This is a genomic window from Algoriphagus aquatilis, assembly GCF_042657405.1.
GTDB classification, from domain to species: domain Bacteria; phylum Bacteroidota; class Bacteroidia; order Cytophagales; family Cyclobacteriaceae; genus Algoriphagus; species Algoriphagus aquatilis.
On sequence record NZ_JBHSKS010000002.1, the window covers coordinates 70,145 to 89,350 of the forward strand.

16 protein-coding genes and 2 tRNA genes are annotated in these 19,206 nt (G+C 41.9%); 13 read left to right on the plus strand and 5 right to left on the minus strand.

Translation table 11 applies throughout. The annotated features are described in order from the left end of the window. Nucleotide 1 precedes the first annotated feature (1 nt). From ACFPIK_RS02585 to ACFPIK_RS02600, 4 genes are read left to right on the plus strand one after another with little or no spacing between them, the layout of a single operon-like run. Entirely contained in the window at nucleotides 2-1,579 is a 1,578-nt protein-coding gene (locus tag ACFPIK_RS02585; protein WP_377911917.1) for a hypothetical protein, read from the plus strand. After that, entirely contained in the window at nucleotides 1,572-3,035 is a 1,464-nt protein-coding gene (locus tag ACFPIK_RS02590; RefSeq protein WP_377911919.1) for a glycosyltransferase family 2 protein, read from the plus strand. Before ACFPIK_RS02585 ends, ACFPIK_RS02590 begins: the two co-directional genes overlap by 8 nt. Then, the gene (locus ACFPIK_RS02595) at nucleotides 3,035-4,261 is read left to right on the plus strand and encodes a YaiO family outer membrane beta-barrel protein (RefSeq protein ID WP_377911921.1); all 1,227 of its coding nucleotides are present in this window, start codon (nucleotides 3,035-3,037) and stop codon (nucleotides 4,259-4,261) included. The genes ACFPIK_RS02590 and ACFPIK_RS02595 overlap by 1 nt, the downstream gene beginning before the upstream one ends. A 14-nt stretch (nucleotides 4,262-4,275) precedes the next feature. Next, on the plus strand, nucleotides 4,276-5,445 hold the full coding sequence (locus ACFPIK_RS02600) for a hypothetical protein (protein WP_377911922.1): 1,170 nt from the start codon (nucleotides 4,276-4,278) through the stop codon (nucleotides 5,443-5,445). A gap of 162 nt (nucleotides 5,446-5,607) precedes the next feature. Here the strand turns inward: ACFPIK_RS02600 and ACFPIK_RS02605 are convergent, their stop codons facing one another. Continuing rightward, nucleotides 5,608-7,554 carry an LTA synthase family protein gene (locus ACFPIK_RS02605; protein ID WP_377911924.1) on the minus strand — a complete coding sequence of 649 codons (1,947 nt, stop codon included), beginning with the start codon at nucleotides 7,552-7,554 and terminating at the stop codon, nucleotides 5,608-5,610. Between the two features lie 149 nt (nucleotides 7,555-7,703). Between ACFPIK_RS02605 and ACFPIK_RS02610 the strand changes: the two genes are divergently transcribed. The 5 genes from ACFPIK_RS02610 (at nucleotide 7,704) to ACFPIK_RS02630 (ending at nucleotide 11,759) form a co-directional block, all read left to right on the plus strand. Next, on the plus strand, nucleotides 7,704-8,246 hold the full coding sequence (locus ACFPIK_RS02610) for a class I SAM-dependent methyltransferase (protein ID WP_377911926.1): 543 nt from the start codon (nucleotides 7,704-7,706) through the stop codon (nucleotides 8,244-8,246). 9 nt (nucleotides 8,247-8,255) lie between these two features. Next, nucleotides 8,256-8,498: a DUF3253 domain-containing protein gene (locus tag ACFPIK_RS02615; protein WP_377911928.1), complete on the plus strand. Its 243-nt coding sequence runs from the start codon at nucleotides 8,256-8,258 to the stop codon at nucleotides 8,496-8,498. A gap of 32 nt (nucleotides 8,499-8,530) precedes the next feature. Then, nucleotides 8,531-9,112 (plus strand): peptide-methionine (S)-S-oxide reductase MsrA, encoded by a 582-nt coding sequence (gene msrA, locus ACFPIK_RS02620; protein WP_377911930.1) that lies wholly within the window; start codon nucleotides 8,531-8,533, stop codon nucleotides 9,110-9,112. 175 nt (nucleotides 9,113-9,287) lie between these two features. Continuing rightward, nucleotides 9,288-9,785: a hypothetical protein gene (locus ACFPIK_RS02625; protein ID WP_377911932.1), complete on the plus strand. Its 498-nt coding sequence runs from the start codon at nucleotides 9,288-9,290 to the stop codon at nucleotides 9,783-9,785. 306 nt (nucleotides 9,786-10,091) lie between these two features. Then, nucleotides 10,092-11,759, plus strand: a complete 1,668-nt coding sequence (locus tag ACFPIK_RS02630) for a DUF6909 family protein (protein ID WP_377911934.1) — start codon at nucleotides 10,092-10,094, stop codon at nucleotides 11,757-11,759. 36 nt (nucleotides 11,760-11,795) lie between these two features. Here ACFPIK_RS02630 and ACFPIK_RS02635 read toward each other — a convergent pair whose 3' ends face one another. The 4 genes from ACFPIK_RS02635 to ACFPIK_RS02650 all read right to left on the minus strand — a co-directional run bounded on the left by ACFPIK_RS02635 (nucleotide 11,796) and on the right by ACFPIK_RS02650 (nucleotide 15,700). Then, complete coding sequence (locus ACFPIK_RS02635; RefSeq protein ID WP_377911936.1) at nucleotides 11,796-12,245, minus strand: DUF4440 domain-containing protein; 450 nt, start codon at nucleotides 12,243-12,245, stop codon at nucleotides 11,796-11,798. A 148-nt stretch (nucleotides 12,246-12,393) separates the two neighbouring features. Further along, nucleotides 12,394-13,212 (minus strand): sterol desaturase family protein, encoded by an 819-nt coding sequence (locus ACFPIK_RS02640; protein WP_377911938.1) that lies wholly within the window; start codon nucleotides 13,210-13,212, stop codon nucleotides 12,394-12,396. A 98-nt stretch (nucleotides 13,213-13,310) separates the two neighbouring features. Further along, on the minus strand, nucleotides 13,311-14,057 hold the full coding sequence (locus ACFPIK_RS02645) for a sialate O-acetylesterase (protein ID WP_377911940.1): 747 nt from the start codon (nucleotides 14,055-14,057) through the stop codon (nucleotides 13,311-13,313). Nucleotides 14,058-14,248: 191 nt separating this feature from the next. Further along, nucleotides 14,249-15,700: an amidohydrolase gene (locus ACFPIK_RS02650; RefSeq protein WP_377911942.1), complete on the minus strand. Its 1,452-nt coding sequence runs from the start codon at nucleotides 15,698-15,700 to the stop codon at nucleotides 14,249-14,251. A gap of 928 nt (nucleotides 15,701-16,628) precedes the next feature. Here ACFPIK_RS02650 and ACFPIK_RS02655 point away from each other — a divergent pair. From ACFPIK_RS02655 to ACFPIK_RS02670, 4 genes are all read left to right on the plus strand, one after another. Further along, nucleotides 16,629-17,339: a 6-phosphogluconolactonase gene (locus tag ACFPIK_RS02655; protein WP_377911944.1), complete on the plus strand. Its 711-nt coding sequence runs from the start codon at nucleotides 16,629-16,631 to the stop codon at nucleotides 17,337-17,339. Nucleotides 17,340-17,611: 272 nt separating this feature from the next. Further along, nucleotides 17,612-17,685: transfer RNA gene (locus tag ACFPIK_RS02660), tRNA-Asp, on the plus strand. Between the two features lie 28 nt (nucleotides 17,686-17,713). Then, nucleotides 17,714-17,787, plus strand: a tRNA-Asp gene (locus tag ACFPIK_RS02665). Nucleotides 17,788-18,190: 403 nt separating this feature from the next. Next, on the plus strand, nucleotides 18,191-19,138 hold the full coding sequence (locus ACFPIK_RS02670; protein ID WP_377911946.1) for an acetyl-CoA carboxylase carboxyltransferase subunit alpha: 948 nt from the start codon (nucleotides 18,191-18,193) through the stop codon (nucleotides 19,136-19,138). Nucleotides 19,139-19,206: the final 68 nt, after the last annotated feature.

Sequence of the window (19,206 nt, forward strand, 5' to 3'; positions counted from 1 at the left end):
TATGAGAAGAAAACTACTTTTAACTTTCCTATTTATTGGATTGGGAAGTTTTTTAGCTTCCGCTCAAGAGAATTTGGTTCCTAAAGACAGTGCGGAATTTTTGAAATTTATCCTACTACAAAAAAATGTCCCTGGACTTGGATACAAATGGAAAATTGAAAAAAGTACTAATCAAGCTACCATAGATTCTCTAAATACTTTTGAGTTTTCCAAGACTGATTCTGGTTATTATTCTAAAGTCTTTGACGACTTTGATCTTTTAAAGATTCAGGAAAATGAGCTAATAGAAGACAGCGTGGCTTGGGCTTTAACTTTTTATGTTTTTTCAAGTCCATCTACTCTTTCAGCTACTCAAGAATACGTGGCTAATCTGATTCGGAATGGTGATTTTCAACCGGTTTTTGAAGAAAGTGATCCTAGGGAAGACTTGGTAGCATTAGCTCAAAAAGCTCCTTATTCACCTTTATTGAAGTTTAAACTTCTGTTTATTTCTGATTTCAAATTATTTATTGTTACAGGTATAATTGTTTTCTTTTTTGTTGTTTCTATAGGCATGATCATTTTTATGATATTCCTAAAATTGAAAAAAACAAAAAGAGATAACCTCCTCCAAGAATATGAAAATAGAATAGTAGATCCTCTTACCAGCCTTCTTTTTGAAAAGGAATTGGAAGAGATACATGCTATGAACACGGTGGATTTTTATGAATATTTTTCAAAGGATGATATTAATAATCAATTATTTAAAGAGGTTTTAATTGATAACATTATTGGCCTCAATAAAAAAATGAAAGGCGAATTCAAGGGTAAATTAAAATTGATTTACCAGAAACTTGGATTGGATAAGTTTTCCCTTGAAATGTTGGATTCTCCCAAATGGCATAAAGTTACCGAGGCCCTGGTTCAGATTAATGAAATGGATCTGTCGGAAGCGTTGACACGTGTAGAAAAGCTTGCCAATTCCGAAAATTTCCACGTCAGATCGCAAGCAGTAGCCACCTTGCTGAATTTGTCCCAAAAAGCAGACTTAACCTTTTTGAAAGATCAAAGCTTCCCATTGTCTGATTGGCAGCAAATGAATTACCTGCGCATTATCAAGTTTGTAAACAACTTCAAGCCTCTTAGAATAGAGGTTTTGTTTGAATCTACTAACCCATCAATCAGAGTTTTTGCCATTAAACTGGTAAGAATGCTTGGACGTGTGGACCTTATTGGCCATTTGTCAAACATCAGCCAGGAGGCCTCAGAAGAGGAGAAATTGGAGATTCTTGAAACGTTTGAAGTGCTTGGTGCTCACATGGAGATCCACTTCATAAATGATTGTTTACAATCTGAACATGAGAAAGTGGCATGGTATGCCGCAAAGGCTGCCGCCACCTTGGGAGACACGGCTACGGTGGATATCATTTTCAAAAGATTAAATACTGGTTCCTATTCTTTTAAGCTCAAAAAACAATTCCTAAGGGCACTTTATCATCTTGACAAATTGAAATTTGACCAAGTCACCTTAGGTAAAGTCGATCCCACCACGGTTCAATTGAGAGCTCACATCCTAGACCCTATGTTAAGCTATGTATAACTTTCTTTTTTACTTTCTTCTGGAAGTTTTTGGATGGATGTTTTTGATCCTCAGCTTTGGTGTAATCGCTATATACATTACCCTGATGATATTGAGTGCATTGGAGATGAGAGATTACATTCGGAAAAATCGATTTGCCGATTATGGAGATATCATTACCTCTCCAATTGCACCTGGTGTTTCTATCTTGGCGCCTGCTTTCAATGAAGGAAAAACTATTGTGCAAAATGCGCAAAGCTTACTTTCTCTTCACTATGGCAAGTTTGAAGTCATCATCATCAATGATGGCTCGAGAGACGACACCCTGAATAAACTCATTGACTCATTCGATCTTGAAAAAACCAATTTTGCATATCATCCTGAAATCGAAACGAAGCCGGTAAGAGGAATTTACAGGTCCCGTAATATTTCCTATAGAAGGCTTATGGTTATAGACAAAGAAAACGGAGGAAAAGCCGATGCTTTGAATTCCGGGATCAATGTGGCCTCTATGGATATTCTTGCCTGTATTGATGTGGATTGCATTCTTTCAAGTGACTCCATCAGCCGAATGGTGCGTCCATTTATGGAAGAGACTAACAGGAAGGTCATCGCAGTAGGTGGGGTAATCGGGATTGCAAACAATTGTGATGTACAGGATGGTACTGTGACTCATTACCGAATACCAGAAACTACCTTGGGAAAATTTCAGGTGATTGAATACTTCCGAGCCTTTTTGATGGGAAGAATGGCATGGTCCAGAATCAACGGTTTGATGCTTATTTCAGGAGCATTTGGTTTTTTCAAAACTGACCTTGTCCGAAAAGTGGGAGGCTATTTTCCCAAAACAGTGGGTGAAGACATGGAGCTGGTCGTGCGGATGAGAAGGTATATGGATGAGCAAAATATTCCTTACAAATTGGGCTTTGTGCCCGATCCGCTTTGCTGGACAGAAGTTCCTGAAAGTGAAGAGGTACTGTCTCGTCAACGTAACCGATGGATGAGGGGTACGATTGAGACTTTGCAGCTTCATAGGACCGCGCGGTTTAATCCAAAGTATGGTGTATTGGGTATGGTTTCCTATCCCTTTTGGTCCATTTTTGAGAAGTCCGGGCCTGTTTTGGAAATTACCGGATTGATTTATACCCTGATTCTTTTGTTCACAGGAGACTTCAGTGCCATCTACTTTTTTGCCTTGTTGGCTTTGATGTATTTGTTATCCTTGTTGGTATCAGCATTCAGTGTCTTGTATGAACAAGTGGCTTTCAACAACTACAAGGACAAGAAGGACCTTAGAAAATTAATCTGGATGATTATCATGGAGCCATTTATTGTACACCCAAAAATTATTTGGTGGGGATTGAAAGGCCATATCGACTTTATCAAAGGAAAAGGTGGATGGGGTGGAATGATCCGAACAGGATTCAAAAAAGCAGATGACAAAAAGAACATTCAAACCTCAGCCTCAACCAACTGATGAATAGAATAATACTCTCTTTAGTGCTCATCCTTTCACTTACTTTTGGATCAAAAGGCCAAGAGTCATTTGATCCGGATGAATTATTAGGTCAAGCTAGGACACTTATCCTCGCAGGCAAATACCAAGAGGGAAGAAAAATAGCTTTCCGTGCTTTGGATAAATATCCAACCTATGCGGATATCCTGATTTTGGTGGGGAGAAGTTATGCCTGGGAAGGGAAAAATGATTCCTCTTCGATCTATTTTGAAAGAGCAATTATTTCATCTCCAGCATATGCCGATGCTTATTCTGGCTTTTTGGACAACCTGTTTTGGTCGGACAATCTTCCAAAAGCTGATGAAGTCCTTAAAATCGCAAAATCCAATTTAGGTGATCCATTGCCTGATCCAATCGCATACAGAGAATCCAGACTTCTTTATTTCAGAGAGCATTACGAAGAAGCTTTCGCGATCGCAAAGCCGCTTTTTGATAAAGGTTACAGCCAAGAAGGAATACTTGGATATATGCAAAATCTCCAAAGGCTGTTAAACACCAATGCAGTAGGGGCCACCTATGATTACGATACCTTTTATGGAGATATTGCTTCTTGGCATACGTGGTCAGTCTATGCCCGTACCCGTACCAAGTTGACTGGAGCATTTATTGCAAGGGTAACCCAATCATCGAGATTTGATCGGTTTGGGACTCAATTTGAGTTAGATGCCTATCCCTCAATTGGGAAAAATGGCTATGCCTATCTCAATTTGGGAGGTTCTGGTGCCAGCTTTTTTCCTAAAGTCCGATTCGGAGCCTCATATTTTCATAATCTTCCCAAGGCCTGGGAGGTGGAGGGTGGATATCGATACCTAGGCTTTACCACCGCTACTCATATATTGACGGGTTCGGTAGGGAAATATGTGGGCAATTGGTGGTTGAATCTCAGGACAAATGTGATCCCTTCTTCTACGTCTACCGGCACTTCAGGTCAGTTTACGGCTAGGTACTATTTCAAGTCTGCAGAGGATTTTTTCAGCATACAGCTTGGAACAGGGGTTTCTCCTGATGAAGAGACCAGAGACCAAACTCAGCTGTTGAATTCCTACAGAGCTCGTCTGGGGTACCAGCATTTAGTGACTTCCAAATTTATGATTTACGGGTTTACCGGATATTCGAGAGACGAATTATCAGTAGACAACTTTAGAAACAACCTCAATCTATCTGTAGGTTTTGAATACAGGTTTTAAGCCAGCCCTTGTCCATGAAAATAGAATTAAAACTTTTTTTGACCCGATTACTTCCATTCATCTTGATCCTGATCGGCATTCCTTTGATCAGTTATTTGATCTGGTTTTCTACTCCCACCCAGCTTGCAGATATTTTGATCATCGATAAAACTGTCAGGGACAAGTCTTATTCCGAGCATCAGGGGATATTTTGGACGATGGAGCACGGTAAAATTCAAAATTCGTCCGGCCATTTTTATGACAAGTCAATGGATTACCTCGGTTTTTTTCCAAATGGAACTGAAACTAGGGGAGAAAAAAGGGACTTGACTGGGAAATCAAAAAGCCAAATCGATTCGTTGGTTGCCAAAAATGACCTCATCTTTTTTGCTGATACCTATGGTGTATTTGAGAATGACTTTGATAAACCGCCCGTGGAAAGCCCAAGTAAGAAAATATACGGCGGCATGGACCTGGCTGAAATTCAGCTAATCAGTAGTGCCAAGCGTCAGGGAAAAACGGTCATTGCAGAATATAATTCAATGGCCTCACCCACACCCAAACCAATTCGAACTGAATTTGAAAACCTAATGGGGGTGAAATGGACAGGTTGGATAGGCAGGTATTTTGATGAGCTGGATACTGTTCAAAACAAAGACATACCCAGATGGATGATTAGTCAATACCAAATTCAACATGGAAAATGGGATTTGATAGGTCCGGGTTTAATCTTTTTGAAAGAAAGCGGAGAGATTGAAGCCTTTATTTTCAATAGGGATGTCCTTAATAAAACTCCTCTGATCCGGACTCAAAAAGTGAATAAACATGGGTTTTCATTGCCTCAGGTAGTTCCCTATCCAGATTGGTTTGATGTGGTATTGATAGAGCGGGATTATCAGGTAGTTTCTTATTATGATATCAACCCTACCGCTGAAGGCCTAAAGCGATTGAGAACGATGGGTTTGCCTAGATTTTTCCCGGCTGTGGTCTTTAGGCAATTGGATAAAAGCAGGCAATATTATTTTGCTGGGGATTTTTCAGAGATAAAGGAAGACTTGGGTTCTCCTAGATTCTCAGGCCTTCCGTTCCTTTGGAGATCTCTGTATGTGGCCGCTGATTTTTCAGATCGTCGAAGTTTCTTTTGGAATTATTACAATCCTCTTTTGGAGCAGATCATGGATGAAGCTCTAAAAGCTAAAGATTAAATCAACTATCTATCATTCAAATTCCTTTCGGTTAGGGTATAAGAGCTTTCGATTTTCGTTGACTCCTCACCCACGGTTGAATTGGCTTCTCATCACGCAGTAGCTGATCAAGAATCATCGTTTTTGATCAGCAAATAGCTGAAAAACCGGAATACCCGCAGTTTAGTTGCTAGACAGCGTAGGTGGAGGAAGGAGTTTTCTGGTTTGAACCATGTAGTTGTTTTTGTTTTTAAACTCCTCAAATTCTCCAATTAGTCGATTCAAAACATCTCCATCATCAATAGGATCGATGTTTAAACCATCAGAAACTAAAAATACCTGACCGTCAGACAGGAAAAACTCTCCATGGATGTAGTCTAGGAGCTGGTTTTTGTTTCTCATCAAAGGCATGGCAATTTTTGACTGAAAAGTCCTGGCTGTATCCAAAACTTGACCTTGCCAAGTAACTTCCTCCGGTAAATTAATTCCAGCATTTTTTTCCAAAAAGGCGAGAAGGGAAGGAGTGATTTCATAGTGACTGCTTAATCCCTTGAAGTAATCCCTGCGCTTAATTAAAGGAGAATAAATCATCAGCGGGACATGAAAACGGTCTATTCTGGAGGACATCGGAACCTCAGGCAATCTATGGTCACCGGTGATGACAAAAATGGTGTTGCTGAATTCAGGCCGTTTCTTGTATTCATTTATAAAAAGCTTCACCGCATCATCAGCATACAGTACCGTCATGTAAATGTCCTGATAAGCCATGTATTCTGCCACTTTCTCAGCACTCAATCCCAAGTAATCGGTCAAATGAGACTTTAATTTTGCAGCATAGGCTTCCCTTTCCGGAACGAGGTAGGGGTCGTGTGAAGTTTGGGTCTGAAAAATCCTGACTTGAGGCTTTTCTGGATTTAGTGGTAATTTCTGCAACCCATTTTTGAAAAGTTCCTTGTCTGCATATCCCCAAGAAAATCCATTTTGGGAGGGTGACTTAGGAAAGCCTGAAAGAAAAGTGGATTCATCCTCGAGTTGATGTACTTGTTGGTATTCCAGAAAGTTGGAGACTTTGTCAAAGTTTCGATCGGCACCTATGAAATACCTTACTTCATAATCGTTTTCTCTGAGCACGCTCAATAAGGATTGATGATAAGGGAATTCTTCCCAAAGTTCAAGAAACCCTTTTTCTCCAAAAGGTAAACCTCCAAATACACCCGGTAAGAGTCCGAAAGTTCGACCTGTGGATGAAATGGCATTTGTCCAAACCAATGAATGTTGCTCCAACGAATCCAAAAAGGGAGTGAACGAACCCAAGTAGGCATCTTTTCCGGAGTAGGCTTTACCCAAGCTTTCAATGAAAATAAAAACAATATCAGGTCGTCTTTGGAGCGAATCGAAAAATGGACCTAAAACATCAGGATAATTGCTTTTATGAACAAAAGGGTATTCATCGTTGGTAAATTCTTTTTGCACCAAAAGGTCTTCGTTGCTGCCCCTCAGATAAAAATCAAAGTAGTATTCACCTCCATAGAGCCAATAATCAAACGCTTCCTCAGTCAAAAAACGGGATTTGTTCAATTCAACATTTCGTCTGGTTTCACTGGTACCGGCACTGATGAGGTTAGGTAAAACTGCGAAAGAGACTACCATGGAAAATAGTACTCCTGTCAGAAACAAGGAAAGGTTTAGCTTAAGCGGGATAAACTTGATCCCAAGGTTTAAAAGCCAAAGCAGGAAGGCAATCAATACGATTCCCAGGATGCCATTAGTGAAATTCAATTGGCCGGATGAGGATATCGTCAGTACGAGGTCATTCCAATTGTAGGCAAAAAGGTCTTTTCCAAGAGGCAAAAGCGTTTTGGTAAAGTAAAAAATCAGTGCTACATGGATAATTAAGGCCAAGGTCATTACGCCTTGTGCTAGGATTTTTGCAAAACCTTTTGACACGAGGGATAAGGTGAGAAAAACGATGAAAACAAGACCTAGGAAGTAAAAAATCCACTTTAGATCTTCTAAAACACCATACATGACTACGTCTGAAAAAGTAAAATCTACCACGTGATTGTTAAAAATCAGCAGTAGCTCAATCACCCTGAAGAGTAACATTAACACCAAAAAAATCAAGGACATACCCCAAAAATTCCTAAGTACTTTCTGAGTTTGATCCAAAAATGTCGATCGGATTTCAGCCTTTTGGGCCATATTTTCTTAATTAAGTTTTGTCAGTTTTTCCAAAATATAAGCCAAAATCAGGTATCTTCCATGGTCATTTTCACAATATGAGTAAATCAGATTTGTTGGTTGAGCTTTATTCCAACCTTACTACCACAGGAGCTGTGACTTTTAGTTCTAAAGCTTTAGTTAAAAAAATGTTGTCCTTTACTGATCTTGCACACGCTGATTTGGTAGTCGAACTGGGAGGTGGTGATGGAAGCATCACACAAGGTATTGTGGATCGCTTAAATCCCTCTGCGGAGTTGCTGGTTTTTGAAATCAACCCGTCTTTTTGTGCAGCTATGAAGAAGCAATTTCCTCAAGCTAATGTCAAGATCATCAATGATTCTGCGGAGCATATTGCCAATTACATCGGCTCGAGAAAGGTGGATTACGTGCTTTCTTCTTTGCCCTTTAGTTTGATTCCCAAAGAAGCCACGGATCAAATCATGAGGCAGTCAAGAGAATGCTTGAAGCCTAAAGGAAAGTTTATACAGATTTGCTATTCCTATTTGCTCAAAAAACTATTTCTTAAATACTTCTCAAAAGTAGATGCCAAATTTACCTTCAAAAATCTCCCGCCGGCTTTTGTGATGGTTTGCCATTAATTTGGAGAAATGGAAGTATTGAGGACTGCTATTCTTGATTTTTGCTACAGGAGAAATTCAAGTTTTTGTCCCTCTGAAGTAGTGAGGAAACTTTATCCTGAAGATTGGAGGTATTTTATGCCCGATGTTCAGGAAGTTATGATGGCTATGTATCGGGAAGGGCTCATCCTAGTCACCCAAAAAGATCTGCCGGTTGATCCGAATGAGCTTCCCAAAGGACCGGTTAGAATTTCCCGTATAAAAACTTATTGAGATTTTCTGCAGTTGTATTCCCAAAAAAATCAATGACTTTCAATTCTCAACTTCCTCTTACAAAACTTGAAATACCTGTTGGCTACGAGGTGATTTTACTTGGAGGTGGATGCTTTTGGTGCACTGAGGCTGTTTTTCAAAGGCTGGAAGGTGTCAAAGAAGTGATCTCCGGCTATGCAGGTGGACTGGTCGAAAAACCCACTTACCGGCAAATCTGCACCGGAACCACGGGCCATGCAGAAGTTATTCAGGTGATTTTCGATCCAAACAAAATTACGCTCGAGGCCATTCTTGAAGTTTTTTGGGCAACTCATGACCCCACCACGCTCAATAGACAAGGCGCAGACGTAGGTCCTCAGTATAGATCTTCCATTTTTTATTTGCTAGATGCCCAGAAGGAAATTGCTTCAAGAATGAAATCAGAGTTAAATCAGGCTCAAGTTTTTGATGCTCCGATTGTAACAGAAATTACTGCATTTACCAATTTCTACCCAGCTGAGGATTATCATCAGGATTATTACAATCAAAATGGCATGCAGCCCTATTGTCAGTTTGTGGTAAGGCCCAAAGTAGAAAAGTTAAAGAAACACTTTGCTGATAGACTAAGAAAATAAGAAATAAAGACTAGGATCTGTTGTATTTTTAGTTTAATATTTTTTTCTTGATAGGGATTTTAATTTTATCAGAATGATGTCGTTGTTGAGTTTTTGGAGATCAGCCTTATTTCTTTTTTCAATTTTGTTTTTTCCTTTTTCCCAAGGATTTTCCCAAGAGAAAGTTTCGGACAAAATGGGAATCCTGCTTGCCGGGCAGTCTATGGAATATGACTTTAATCCGATAGCGGGTATTACCTACGAGCGTGGCTTATCCAGAAGAGGTAGTTTGGAGTTTGGTCTTTTTTATAGGACAAACCAGCAGGACATCTATTTATCTATAGACGGTCCGAATTTTTCGATCGGCGAATGGACGAGGGTTTCTGAAGGGTTTGTTTCGATTCCAATCCTTTACCGAATTTCCACTCGATTTGCTCAGATTTCCCTTGGACCTCAAGTTGAAATTTTTTCTACTTGGGGGCAACGAGACCAGGGGGAAATTTCCCTAACCGACTATCGTATCAATCCCGGGGTCACGTTTGGACCACTGTTGAAAATTGGGAAAGAGTTAAAATTCAAAGAAACTCTTATTCTAGAACCTGAAATTAGGCTTGGAATAAGGTCTTTTGGTTTCGGAGAAGGTTTTTTTGGTTTGGGTCTTAGGCTCAAAAAAGAAGTGCATAAAAGAAACTGATTCACTTGATTTTTAAACCTTCATGATACATTAGGATCCGTTGTGAGAGGTCAAAATGCTAGAAAATCAAGCGTTTAACAAGTGAAGCATAGTGTCGCTCCTGTGAATGAGTTAAATGCAACAAAGCGATTGATTTTAAAGCATTCTGTGCTCGGAATAGGAAGTCTAGTTCATCATGCGGGTTTAATCTCCAAATCGTATGGATATCCTAATAAGGGAAAGTAAATCGGCTCAATTTGCTCAATCTCGACTGGCTAAATCAGGTTTTATCTCTAATTTCGCCGAATTAAACTGATTTTTATGCAAATGAAGAGAACCAGAGCCCAAGAGTCCCGAGCAGCAATAGAGCGCTTATATATTACGATGCGCCATCTTTTTAACCGGGGTAGTTACAAGCCTATGGGTGTGTCAGGCGAGGGACTTATTCAAGCTCTGATGACTCTGAGCCCGGAGATTTACGGGTCGCTTACCGATACCGAAAAGATCGAATTAGACGGTTTGCTTTATGTCATGGAGCGCTTGCCTAAAGGAATCGAAGAGTGTCGCTACATCCGTCTGATCAGCCGAGAGGGGTATGAGACCTCCCATTTGGTGCCTTTGGTGCCGCCCCGTCGTAAGCGGAATTGTTATAGACTCGACGAACAAATCATGTATGTGGAGATGACTCGTGGCCGGTCGGATATCTACGATATCTTGACCCACCTTTCGTTTCTCTACATCGAATCCAATAAAATTTACCGAAACAGCACGGATCCCAAAGGAAGGATTTCTTCCAATTGGAGCATGCTGGAGGAGTTTGTCCAAAGAGAACAGCGAGGTGAGGAACTCGATATTGAATGTGCTTCTGCTTACCTGAGTCATATCATAGGACGAACTTTTGAAGAAACCATCGCTGCCGTTGGTAAATTTTCCAAAAGCTCCAATTCCAATAGCCTTTTCTCCATTGTTTATCACTTGGGCAAATTGGCAATGGAGGAAAAAACACAAGGCCTGGATAGAGAAATCAGCTTCTCAGCTACGCTCCGGGAGCGGGTAGGACACCATGTTTATGGCGAACTTTGGGCAGATCGAATCAAGGAAACCTTACTCGAGAAAGGGCTGATCAATCGTCCGATTCACATCATTTCTGCCAACCTGCACAGTGTCCTGAATACCATTTACGCGCATCAGGCACTCGGATCCAAGAGTTATGAAGAGATCGAGCAAATAGCTACTGATATTTCCATCAAAGCCAAAAACAATCAAGGCAAAAAGATTCAGGAATATGCTGAAAAGCACGGATTCATCGATTTGCCAGATGAATCAGGAACCAACATCGGGGCTCAGATCATTGATACAGCACACTTGGAAAAGAGTTCTCTGATCCCGGGTACATCGCTTCCGGAGGAAAAAGAAAAGCGCCCGGTGTTTGTCGTCATGGATTATGCCTTTGGTGAGCAAGCCTATGAGTGCTTTGATGAGTTGCTAAAGCCTTATACCAAAAACGGTAAAAAGTATCCACTCAATGTAGTTTCAACTTCCATCATGGGAAAAGCAGGCATCCTGCATGGTGGCAAAGGCGACTTGATGGTGCCAAATTCTCACGTATTTGAAGGAACTGCCGACAATTACCCGTTCAAAAATGAGCTGAAAAAGTCTGATTTCGAAGGGTATGGTTTGGGTGTTTACCAAGGTTCGATGATTACTGTGCTAGGTACCTCCCTTCAAAATAGGGACATTCTGACTTACTTTATGGAGTCATCCTGGAAAGCAGTAGGCCTGGAAATGGAAGGCGCTCACTACCAAAAAGCGATTCAGTCGGCATCCAAAATCCGCGGAAATATCCGCTCCAATGTCAAGGTACTTTATGCCTATTATGCATCAGATAATCCGTTGGAAACAGGCAGTACGCTAGCTTCGGGAGCATTGGGTATGGAAGGCGTGAGACCCACCTATCTGATTACCTACAAAATTTTAGAGAAGCTGTTTAAGTAATCTCAAACGTCCCAGACCCATAAGGTCTGGGATTTTTTATTTCTCCTGAACCACTCGAGTGGAGTGAAGCATGTCCAGTCTCCAACCTCTTTCAGTTCGGATGGCAGTCGCACTTTCCAACCAATAGAGTTCACGAAGGACTTTTCCGTCCCGGGAGATCGTGGCGTAATTGTGATAGGCTACCCAGGCCCGGTCTCCTTCGACTACGGTCTTGATAAACTCAAATCGGTTGGTACGGGTAGGAGGGTTGGGATTGCTTTTTGCCTTGCCGAGGTAGTCTCTGATAAACGCCATGTCCCATAATTCGCCGTGCTCCAATAGTAAAAAGTCCTCCGTGTAAAAGTCGGTAAGCTTTGTCGCATCATACTTGGAGAATATTTCATCAAAGGAGTTTTGGATCAATTGCTCCACCTGAAGCTGATCAGCCGATTGTGAAAAAGCGGGAGAAGTAAAAAGAAAGACGAATAGGATAAATAGGTTTTTCATGTGTTTATAATTTAACTTTCATTTGCCACATGGAATGCTAGGGATAATCATTCGCCTCCCGAAACCAGTTCGGGACAAGTTGTGTGAGAAGCATTTTCTCATGGGCATTTCATAAGGTTAATTGATTGGGAAAGAGAACATTCAGATTTTATGCCTTTGAATCTTCTGACTTTTTTCGAATAGAGAGAAAAGGACTTTTCATCAGGTAAAGAAAAGTTTGCTTGTCTTCAGAGTCAAATTCATCCAATCCAAAGTCATTCTTTTTTACAGGAATCCATTTAAAAGTTTTGAAAATCCTATCCCAAAGGATAAAGATGTCGGCAAAATTGGAGTCGGTGTACTGTTGATCTTTGTGGTGGTGTACCCGATGATGATCCGGCATGACGAGCACCAGTCCAAGCGTGTGATTTAACCACTTCGGGTATTTCAAATTGGAATGCTCGAGAAAGAAAAAGATGTACACAATAAAGTAGTAAAGTGCCAAAGCTGTCATATCTGTGCCGAAGAGCCCTGCAGTGATGACATTTCCGGTTTGGTAGATAAAAATGATCTCCAATGGATGAAACCGTAAGGTGGTGGTGGAGTCCATGTGGGTATCGCTATGATGAACCCGATGCAATCTCCAAAGCAGGGGAACTTTGTGTGATGCCCGATGAATCCAATAGGTGGTTAGATCATACAAGGCTACACCCAAGGCAAGTTTGACCCAATAAGGCCACTCAGCCCAATGCAAAAGTCCGATTTGGTTGAGTGTCAACCATTCGATCCATTGCAGTTGGATTCCGAGAAAAATCAGGTTCAAAAGGGTCAAGGAAAGCTGGAAAAGGAGGTTTTGGAAAAGGTGCTTCCCTCGGTTTTTGAAGGGATAAGGATTGACGGTCACTTGTTCCAAAAAGAAAAAAAGACTCAATAAGCCAATCAACATATAGTTTGGATCAATGCTCAGGATGTAGTTGATCAGTTCCATACCTCTACAGTTTCAGTTGAAGTGAATATAAATCAATTCGACCAACCTTCCTAAGTGCAATACCCCCTTTACGATTTTGCCATTGATGTTTGAGGACTTCACTCCACTACGATAAATCCCCGTTGGATATAAGCCTTCGCAAAGCTGATTCCCATGGCGCGCTGTCCTTCGGAATCGAAGTGAATGAAATCACCTTTATGGTTCAAGTCCTTGGTTTGGATCAGATAAGAAAAGGGATCGGTTTTTTGGTAGTCTTCCATTTTGGCATTGATGGCTTGCCAGGATTCATCCGTTTTGGAAAAAGAACCCAATCGTCCAAAGCAGATGCTCAGATTAGGATTCCCGACCTCAGCCCTAAACTTGCTGAATAAAACCCCCAATTGCTTATCGTAAATGTCGATAGTCTCCCGTGATGCCGCATCACTTTCTCCCTGATGCCAAAGGATGGCCTTGATGGTTCCGTATTGTTTCCCAATGGCTACTTTTTCCTTGAAATTGGAAAATAGAGACACATTCCGATACGTCTCATCGCCGATCCATTGCTGTATGGCACTTCCGCCAACTGCTGTGGGAAGTAGCAAAATGGAAACGCTGTCGGGAATGTACTTCAGCAGTTCTTTGCCAAAGGAAAGTCCGCAATCCAATCCGGTCAGGGTGGGTTCGTAGAAGTGAAGCGGTTCTTTGGCAAGAATTACCTCTCCGGTTTTGTTGATGGTCAGAATCCGAGGATCGGGAATCGTGTCCATCGGTTCGACTTTTCCCCGTCCCGCCATATTGGATTGACCTGCTAGAATAAACACCCACAGGTTTTCTTTGGCAGGAATTGCTTCAGGCTTCTCTTCCAACTTTGGGAAAAATTCAGTTCGTGGATCTTTTAGGGTTTCACTAATCCCTAACATAAGAAAAAAGAGAAGGAGGGTTTTTGAATAGGTCATTGGGATCTTGTGATCTTGAGTAATATGAATTTAAAAGAAAAACCACTTCGTCAAGCGTATACTTATCGAAGTGGTTGTTTTATAATTCTAATTCTAATTTATCAATATCCAGCCTTCAATGGCGGAGGGCCATCAGGGATAATGCCCTTGTAGACATAGTCTCCTTTTTTCTGCTTGAATTCGGCTTTGATCTCGTTTCTCAGGGTTTCGTTTTGGTACAGATCCACCATGGTCATGGCAAGTGCTTTGGCTGCATAGCCCATTCCTTTGTGGCCGATGGACATCCCCACAGAGGCGACTACCGCCCAAGAATGCCAAGGTGTACCGGTGGGGGCTACGGTTGCACCCATTCGGATGGTAGGCACGACCCAGCTGACATCACCTACGTCTGTACTTCCGCCCATGCTGTGCTCTTGGGTTTCTTCCATCGGCTTAATCTCAGAGATCACCCCTACGAGCGGTTTGCCATTGGCTTCCTGTATCTTTTTGGCAAATTCCTGTTCTTCTGCAGTATAGGTGATCGCTCCTAGGCTTTCAATGTTCTTTTGCATCACCGCCGAACCGGTTCGGTTGACCAGGATCTCATGCACACCGGATACGAGTTTCACTTCGTGGGATACATTAGCCATGATGGCAGCTCCTTCGGCCATTTTTTCCACGTGTTTCCATACCGGCATAAGTCCTTCACGGCTGGTATCACGTACTCTCACCCAAAGTCGGCTGTAGTCAGGTACTACGTTGACGACTTGTCCACCATCTTGGATATGGTAGTGAATGCGAACAGTAGGTTTGATATGCTCGCGGTAATAGTTGATGCCTGTGGTGTAGAGTTCGAGGGCATCGGAAGCGGAGCGGCCATTCCATGGATCACCGGAAGCGTGGGCCGCCTGTCCTTTGAACTCAACGATAAAGTCTACCAGAGCCAGTCCTTTTTGGACTTCGGTTTTGGTTTCGTCGGCAGGATGCCAGTCCATCATGATGTCCACATCGTCCATCAGTCCGGCACGGATCATCCAGAGTTTGCCGAAGTATTTTTCCTCGGCTGGAGTACCATAAAAGCGGATCGTGCCTTTCAGTTTGCCGGAAGCGATGAGATCCTTGATGGCAGATGCTGCGCCAAGGGATGCAACGCCGAAAAGATTGTGACCGCAGCCATGACCCGGTGCTCCGGCATGGAGTGGGCTTTTGAAAGGGACTTTGTTTTGGGAAAGGCCCGGTAAGCCATCAAATTCTCCCATGATACCGATGATCGGGCTTCCTGAGCCGTATTCTGCCACAAAGGCGGTTGGGATTTCGCCCACGCCTCGGGTGACTTTAAAACCGAGTTTTTCGGCATAGGCGGAAAGAGCTGCGGAAGATTGGGTTTCTTGAAAGGCGATTTCTTCAAAAGCCCAGATTTTGTCGCTGAGCTCCATCATGTCTGCAAACCGGGAATCGATGGCTTGCTGTACGGATTGCTTGAGCGGATCGGGTTTTGGGGCGGCTTTTTTCTGTGCCATCAGTGGACTTGCAACGAGCATCAAGGCCAAAGCACTGAGGTAAATTTTTCTCATAAGGTAATGGTTGGTGTTTGGTAAACTAAGATGGGGATAAGTTAAGAAGGAAGAAGTGATTTTTCAGCCGCAACGGGCTCGAAGGTGAAATAAGAGTTCATAAAGCTTAACCGCTAAGGTCACCAAGGATAAATTAGAGAGCTCAAAGGTTAAACCGTATAGGTCTGGAATAATGGGGAATTGCCACGAAGGCATCAAAACGCAAAAGATTTGGATTCGAAGAAAATCAAGGACACACCTATGAGTTATGCATGTATCTACCGTGGTTTTTAATCTTTTTTTCTATCAAGGTTATTCTCCTACCGAAGCAATTGCCACGAAGGCATCAAGACACAAAAGTTTTGGATTCGAAGAAAATCAAGGATACTCCTATGTGTTATCTATGTGTCTAGTGTGGTTTTTAATCTTTTTTTCTATCAAGATTATGCTCCTAACCGAGTAATTGCCACGAAGGCATCAAGACGCAAAAGATTTGGATTCGAAGAAAATCAAGGATACACCTATGTGTTATCTATGTGTCTAGTGTGGTTTTTAATCTTTTTTTCTATCAAGATTATGTTCCTACCGGAGTAATTGCCACGAAGGCATCAAGACGCAAAAGATTTGGATTTAAAGAAAATCAAGGATACCCCTATGTGTTATCCATGTGTCTAGTGTGGTTTTAAAATGTCTTTTTCTATTGCGTTGGTACAAGCTTTCGTTTCCAAACCAGCTTTTGGTGTCCAGCGCTAGGGGTAGCTTTGACTTTTTTTCTACCAAGATTATGCTCCTGACGGAGCAATTGTTTCAGTGTGAATTAAGGAATAGGGTTTTTCTATGTGCCTATTGTGGTTTAATAAATTTCAGTTTTAGAAAAATAAATGACTTGAAAAGGATTTTGATTGATATTTAAGAGCCTATTTGATTTACTCTTTAAAAGAATCCCAACATGAATATCCACTACCTCCCTGACTTTGAAACCATGAGCCGTAAGGGCTTTGAACTTGTCAAAAATGAAATTGACCGAAAGCCAAATCTGTTGTTTTGCGTGGCGAGTGGGGGATCGCCTTCGGGGCTATATAGCCAACTAGTAGCTGAAAAGGCAAAAAATCCAAGCTTTTGCAATCAGCTACGCGTGATCAAATTGGACGAGTGGGGTGGTTTGGAGGAAGGATCAACCTTTACTTCAGAGCTCGATGTGCAGACCAAGTTTGTTCAGCCTATGGGGATTTCTTCAGACCGCTACTGGACCATCGATCCTTTCACAGCTGACCCGGAAGGGGATTGTCGTCAAATGGAAGGGGTGATTCAACGAGAAGGTCCTTTGGATATCTGTATTTTGGGGATTGGGGTGAATGGACATATTGCCTTGAATGAACCTGGAGAGGTATTGAAACTGGAATTTCATGTCTGTCAATTGGCCGAGTCTACCCTGAATAATGGCATGATCAAATCCCTCAAGCAACCTCCAACATTTGGAATGACGATGGGAGTGGGGAATATCCTTCAATCCAAAAAGATCTTGATTTTTATTGCAGGTTCAGGCAAAAAGGAGGCTTTTGAACGCTTGTTAAAGCCGGAAGTAAATACGCAGTTTCCTGCTTCCCTGCTTTGGCTTCATCCCAATGTGGATGTGCTGGTGGATGAGCGAGTGGTTTGATGTTTGCCACTCAGGCTCAAAGGCGCAAAAAACTGACTTACCAAATTCATTTTTGAAAAACAGGGAAGTACTAGAAAAAGTCCATGACTACCTTTGGAATCTTCTCAATTTGGTTGGTTAAAGACCAATTGGAGGAAAATCTATTTCTGTTTTCAAAATTATCTTTTTGAAAAAGAATCAGATAAACCCCGAGTTCCAAAAAAATAAACTTGATGTCTTGCTGTTAAAATTCATTTATCTACCTTTGCACCACTTCAAAAGTGAAGGTAAACGGAGTGGTAGTTCAGCTGGTTAGAATGCCTGCCTGTCACGCAGGAGGTCGCGGGTTCGAGTCCCGTCCATTCCGCATAAGATTAATTAAAGCTTGACCATTAGGAGTGGTAGTTCAGCTGGTTAGAATGCCTGCCTGTCACGCAGGAGGTCGCGGGTTCGAGTCCCGTCCATTCCGCTTAAAGCCTTAGAGAAATCTAGGGCTTTTTTGTTTTATTCCATTTGGCCACGAAGACTCAAAGGCGCTAAAGAAAATGGTTTGGTGAAAGGAATCTGCACTAATAAAAGATTTAAAAAGACGGTCTCGTGGTCGAGTCCTCTGGATGCTCGGGACAGGCTGTCCATTCTCCTTAAAGCCTCAGAGAAATCTGAGGCTTTTTTGTTAGTAGGCTTTTTTAGTTTCTTCCTTTTCCTTCCATTAAAAAATATTGTCGAACTCTAAGGATCAAAATCACCCTGAATTTTGAAGTTTATTGATTTTTTTAGGCTTGAAAACGAAACCAAGAAAGTCAATTAGACACCCAGCTCTTGTTGACGGTAACTAGATATCCTTATCTTTGCCTCTTCCAAAAATCACCAAAATGGTATTAGAATTCGAAAAACCCATTGCTGATTTAGAGCAAAAACTTCAGGAAATGAAAGACTTGGCTAAGGGCCGGAACATTGATCTAAGCAGTGATATTGAGTCTTTAGAAGAAAAAATCCTGGCTTTGAAAAAAGAGACTTTTGACAATCTCACTCGCTGGCAGCGTGTGCAGCTTTCCCGACACGCAGACAGACCCTACTCGTTAGATTACATCTATGAGATTACCAATGACTTCATAGAGCTTCATGGAGATCGTACCGTAAAGGATGACAAAGCCATGATAGGTGGGCTAGGAGATATTGATGGCCGTACGGTCATGTTTATCGGACAGCAAAAAGGCCGAAATACCAAGCAAAGACAGGAACGTAACTTTGGGATGGCCAATCCTGAAGGCTACCGTAAGGCACTCCGCCTGATGAAAATGGCCGAGAAATTTGGAAAGCCTATTGTGACCTTGATCGATACTCCGGGTGCATTTCCAGGATTGGAAGCAGAGGAAAGAGGTCAGGGTGAGGCGATTGCCCGCAACTTGAAAGAGATGTTTCTGCTCAAAGTGCCGGTCATCTGCATCATCATCGGTGAAGGTGCTTCCGGTGGTGCATTGGGTATTGCTATTGGTGACAAGGTATATATGCTCGAAAATACTTGGTATTCAGTGATTTCTCCTGAATCCTGTTCTTCTATCCTTTGGAGATCTTGGGACTACAAGGAGCAGGCAGCTGAAGCGTTGAAACTGACAGCCAAAGACATGAAAACCAACGGATTGATCGATGACATCATACCCGAACCACTGGGAGGTGCGCATAAAGACCTCAAAATGATGTCTAAAACCATCAAAGAGGTAATCTTAAATGCACTCAAAGAACTCGATAAAATCAAACCTGAAAAACGCATTGAGCAGCGAATTGATAAGTTTTGCTCCATGGGCGTGGTGGTTGAATAGTAGAAAGAGAGTAAGAGATTAAGAGATTGCGGAAACGCAAACCGATATAGCCAAAAAGCAATCTATCC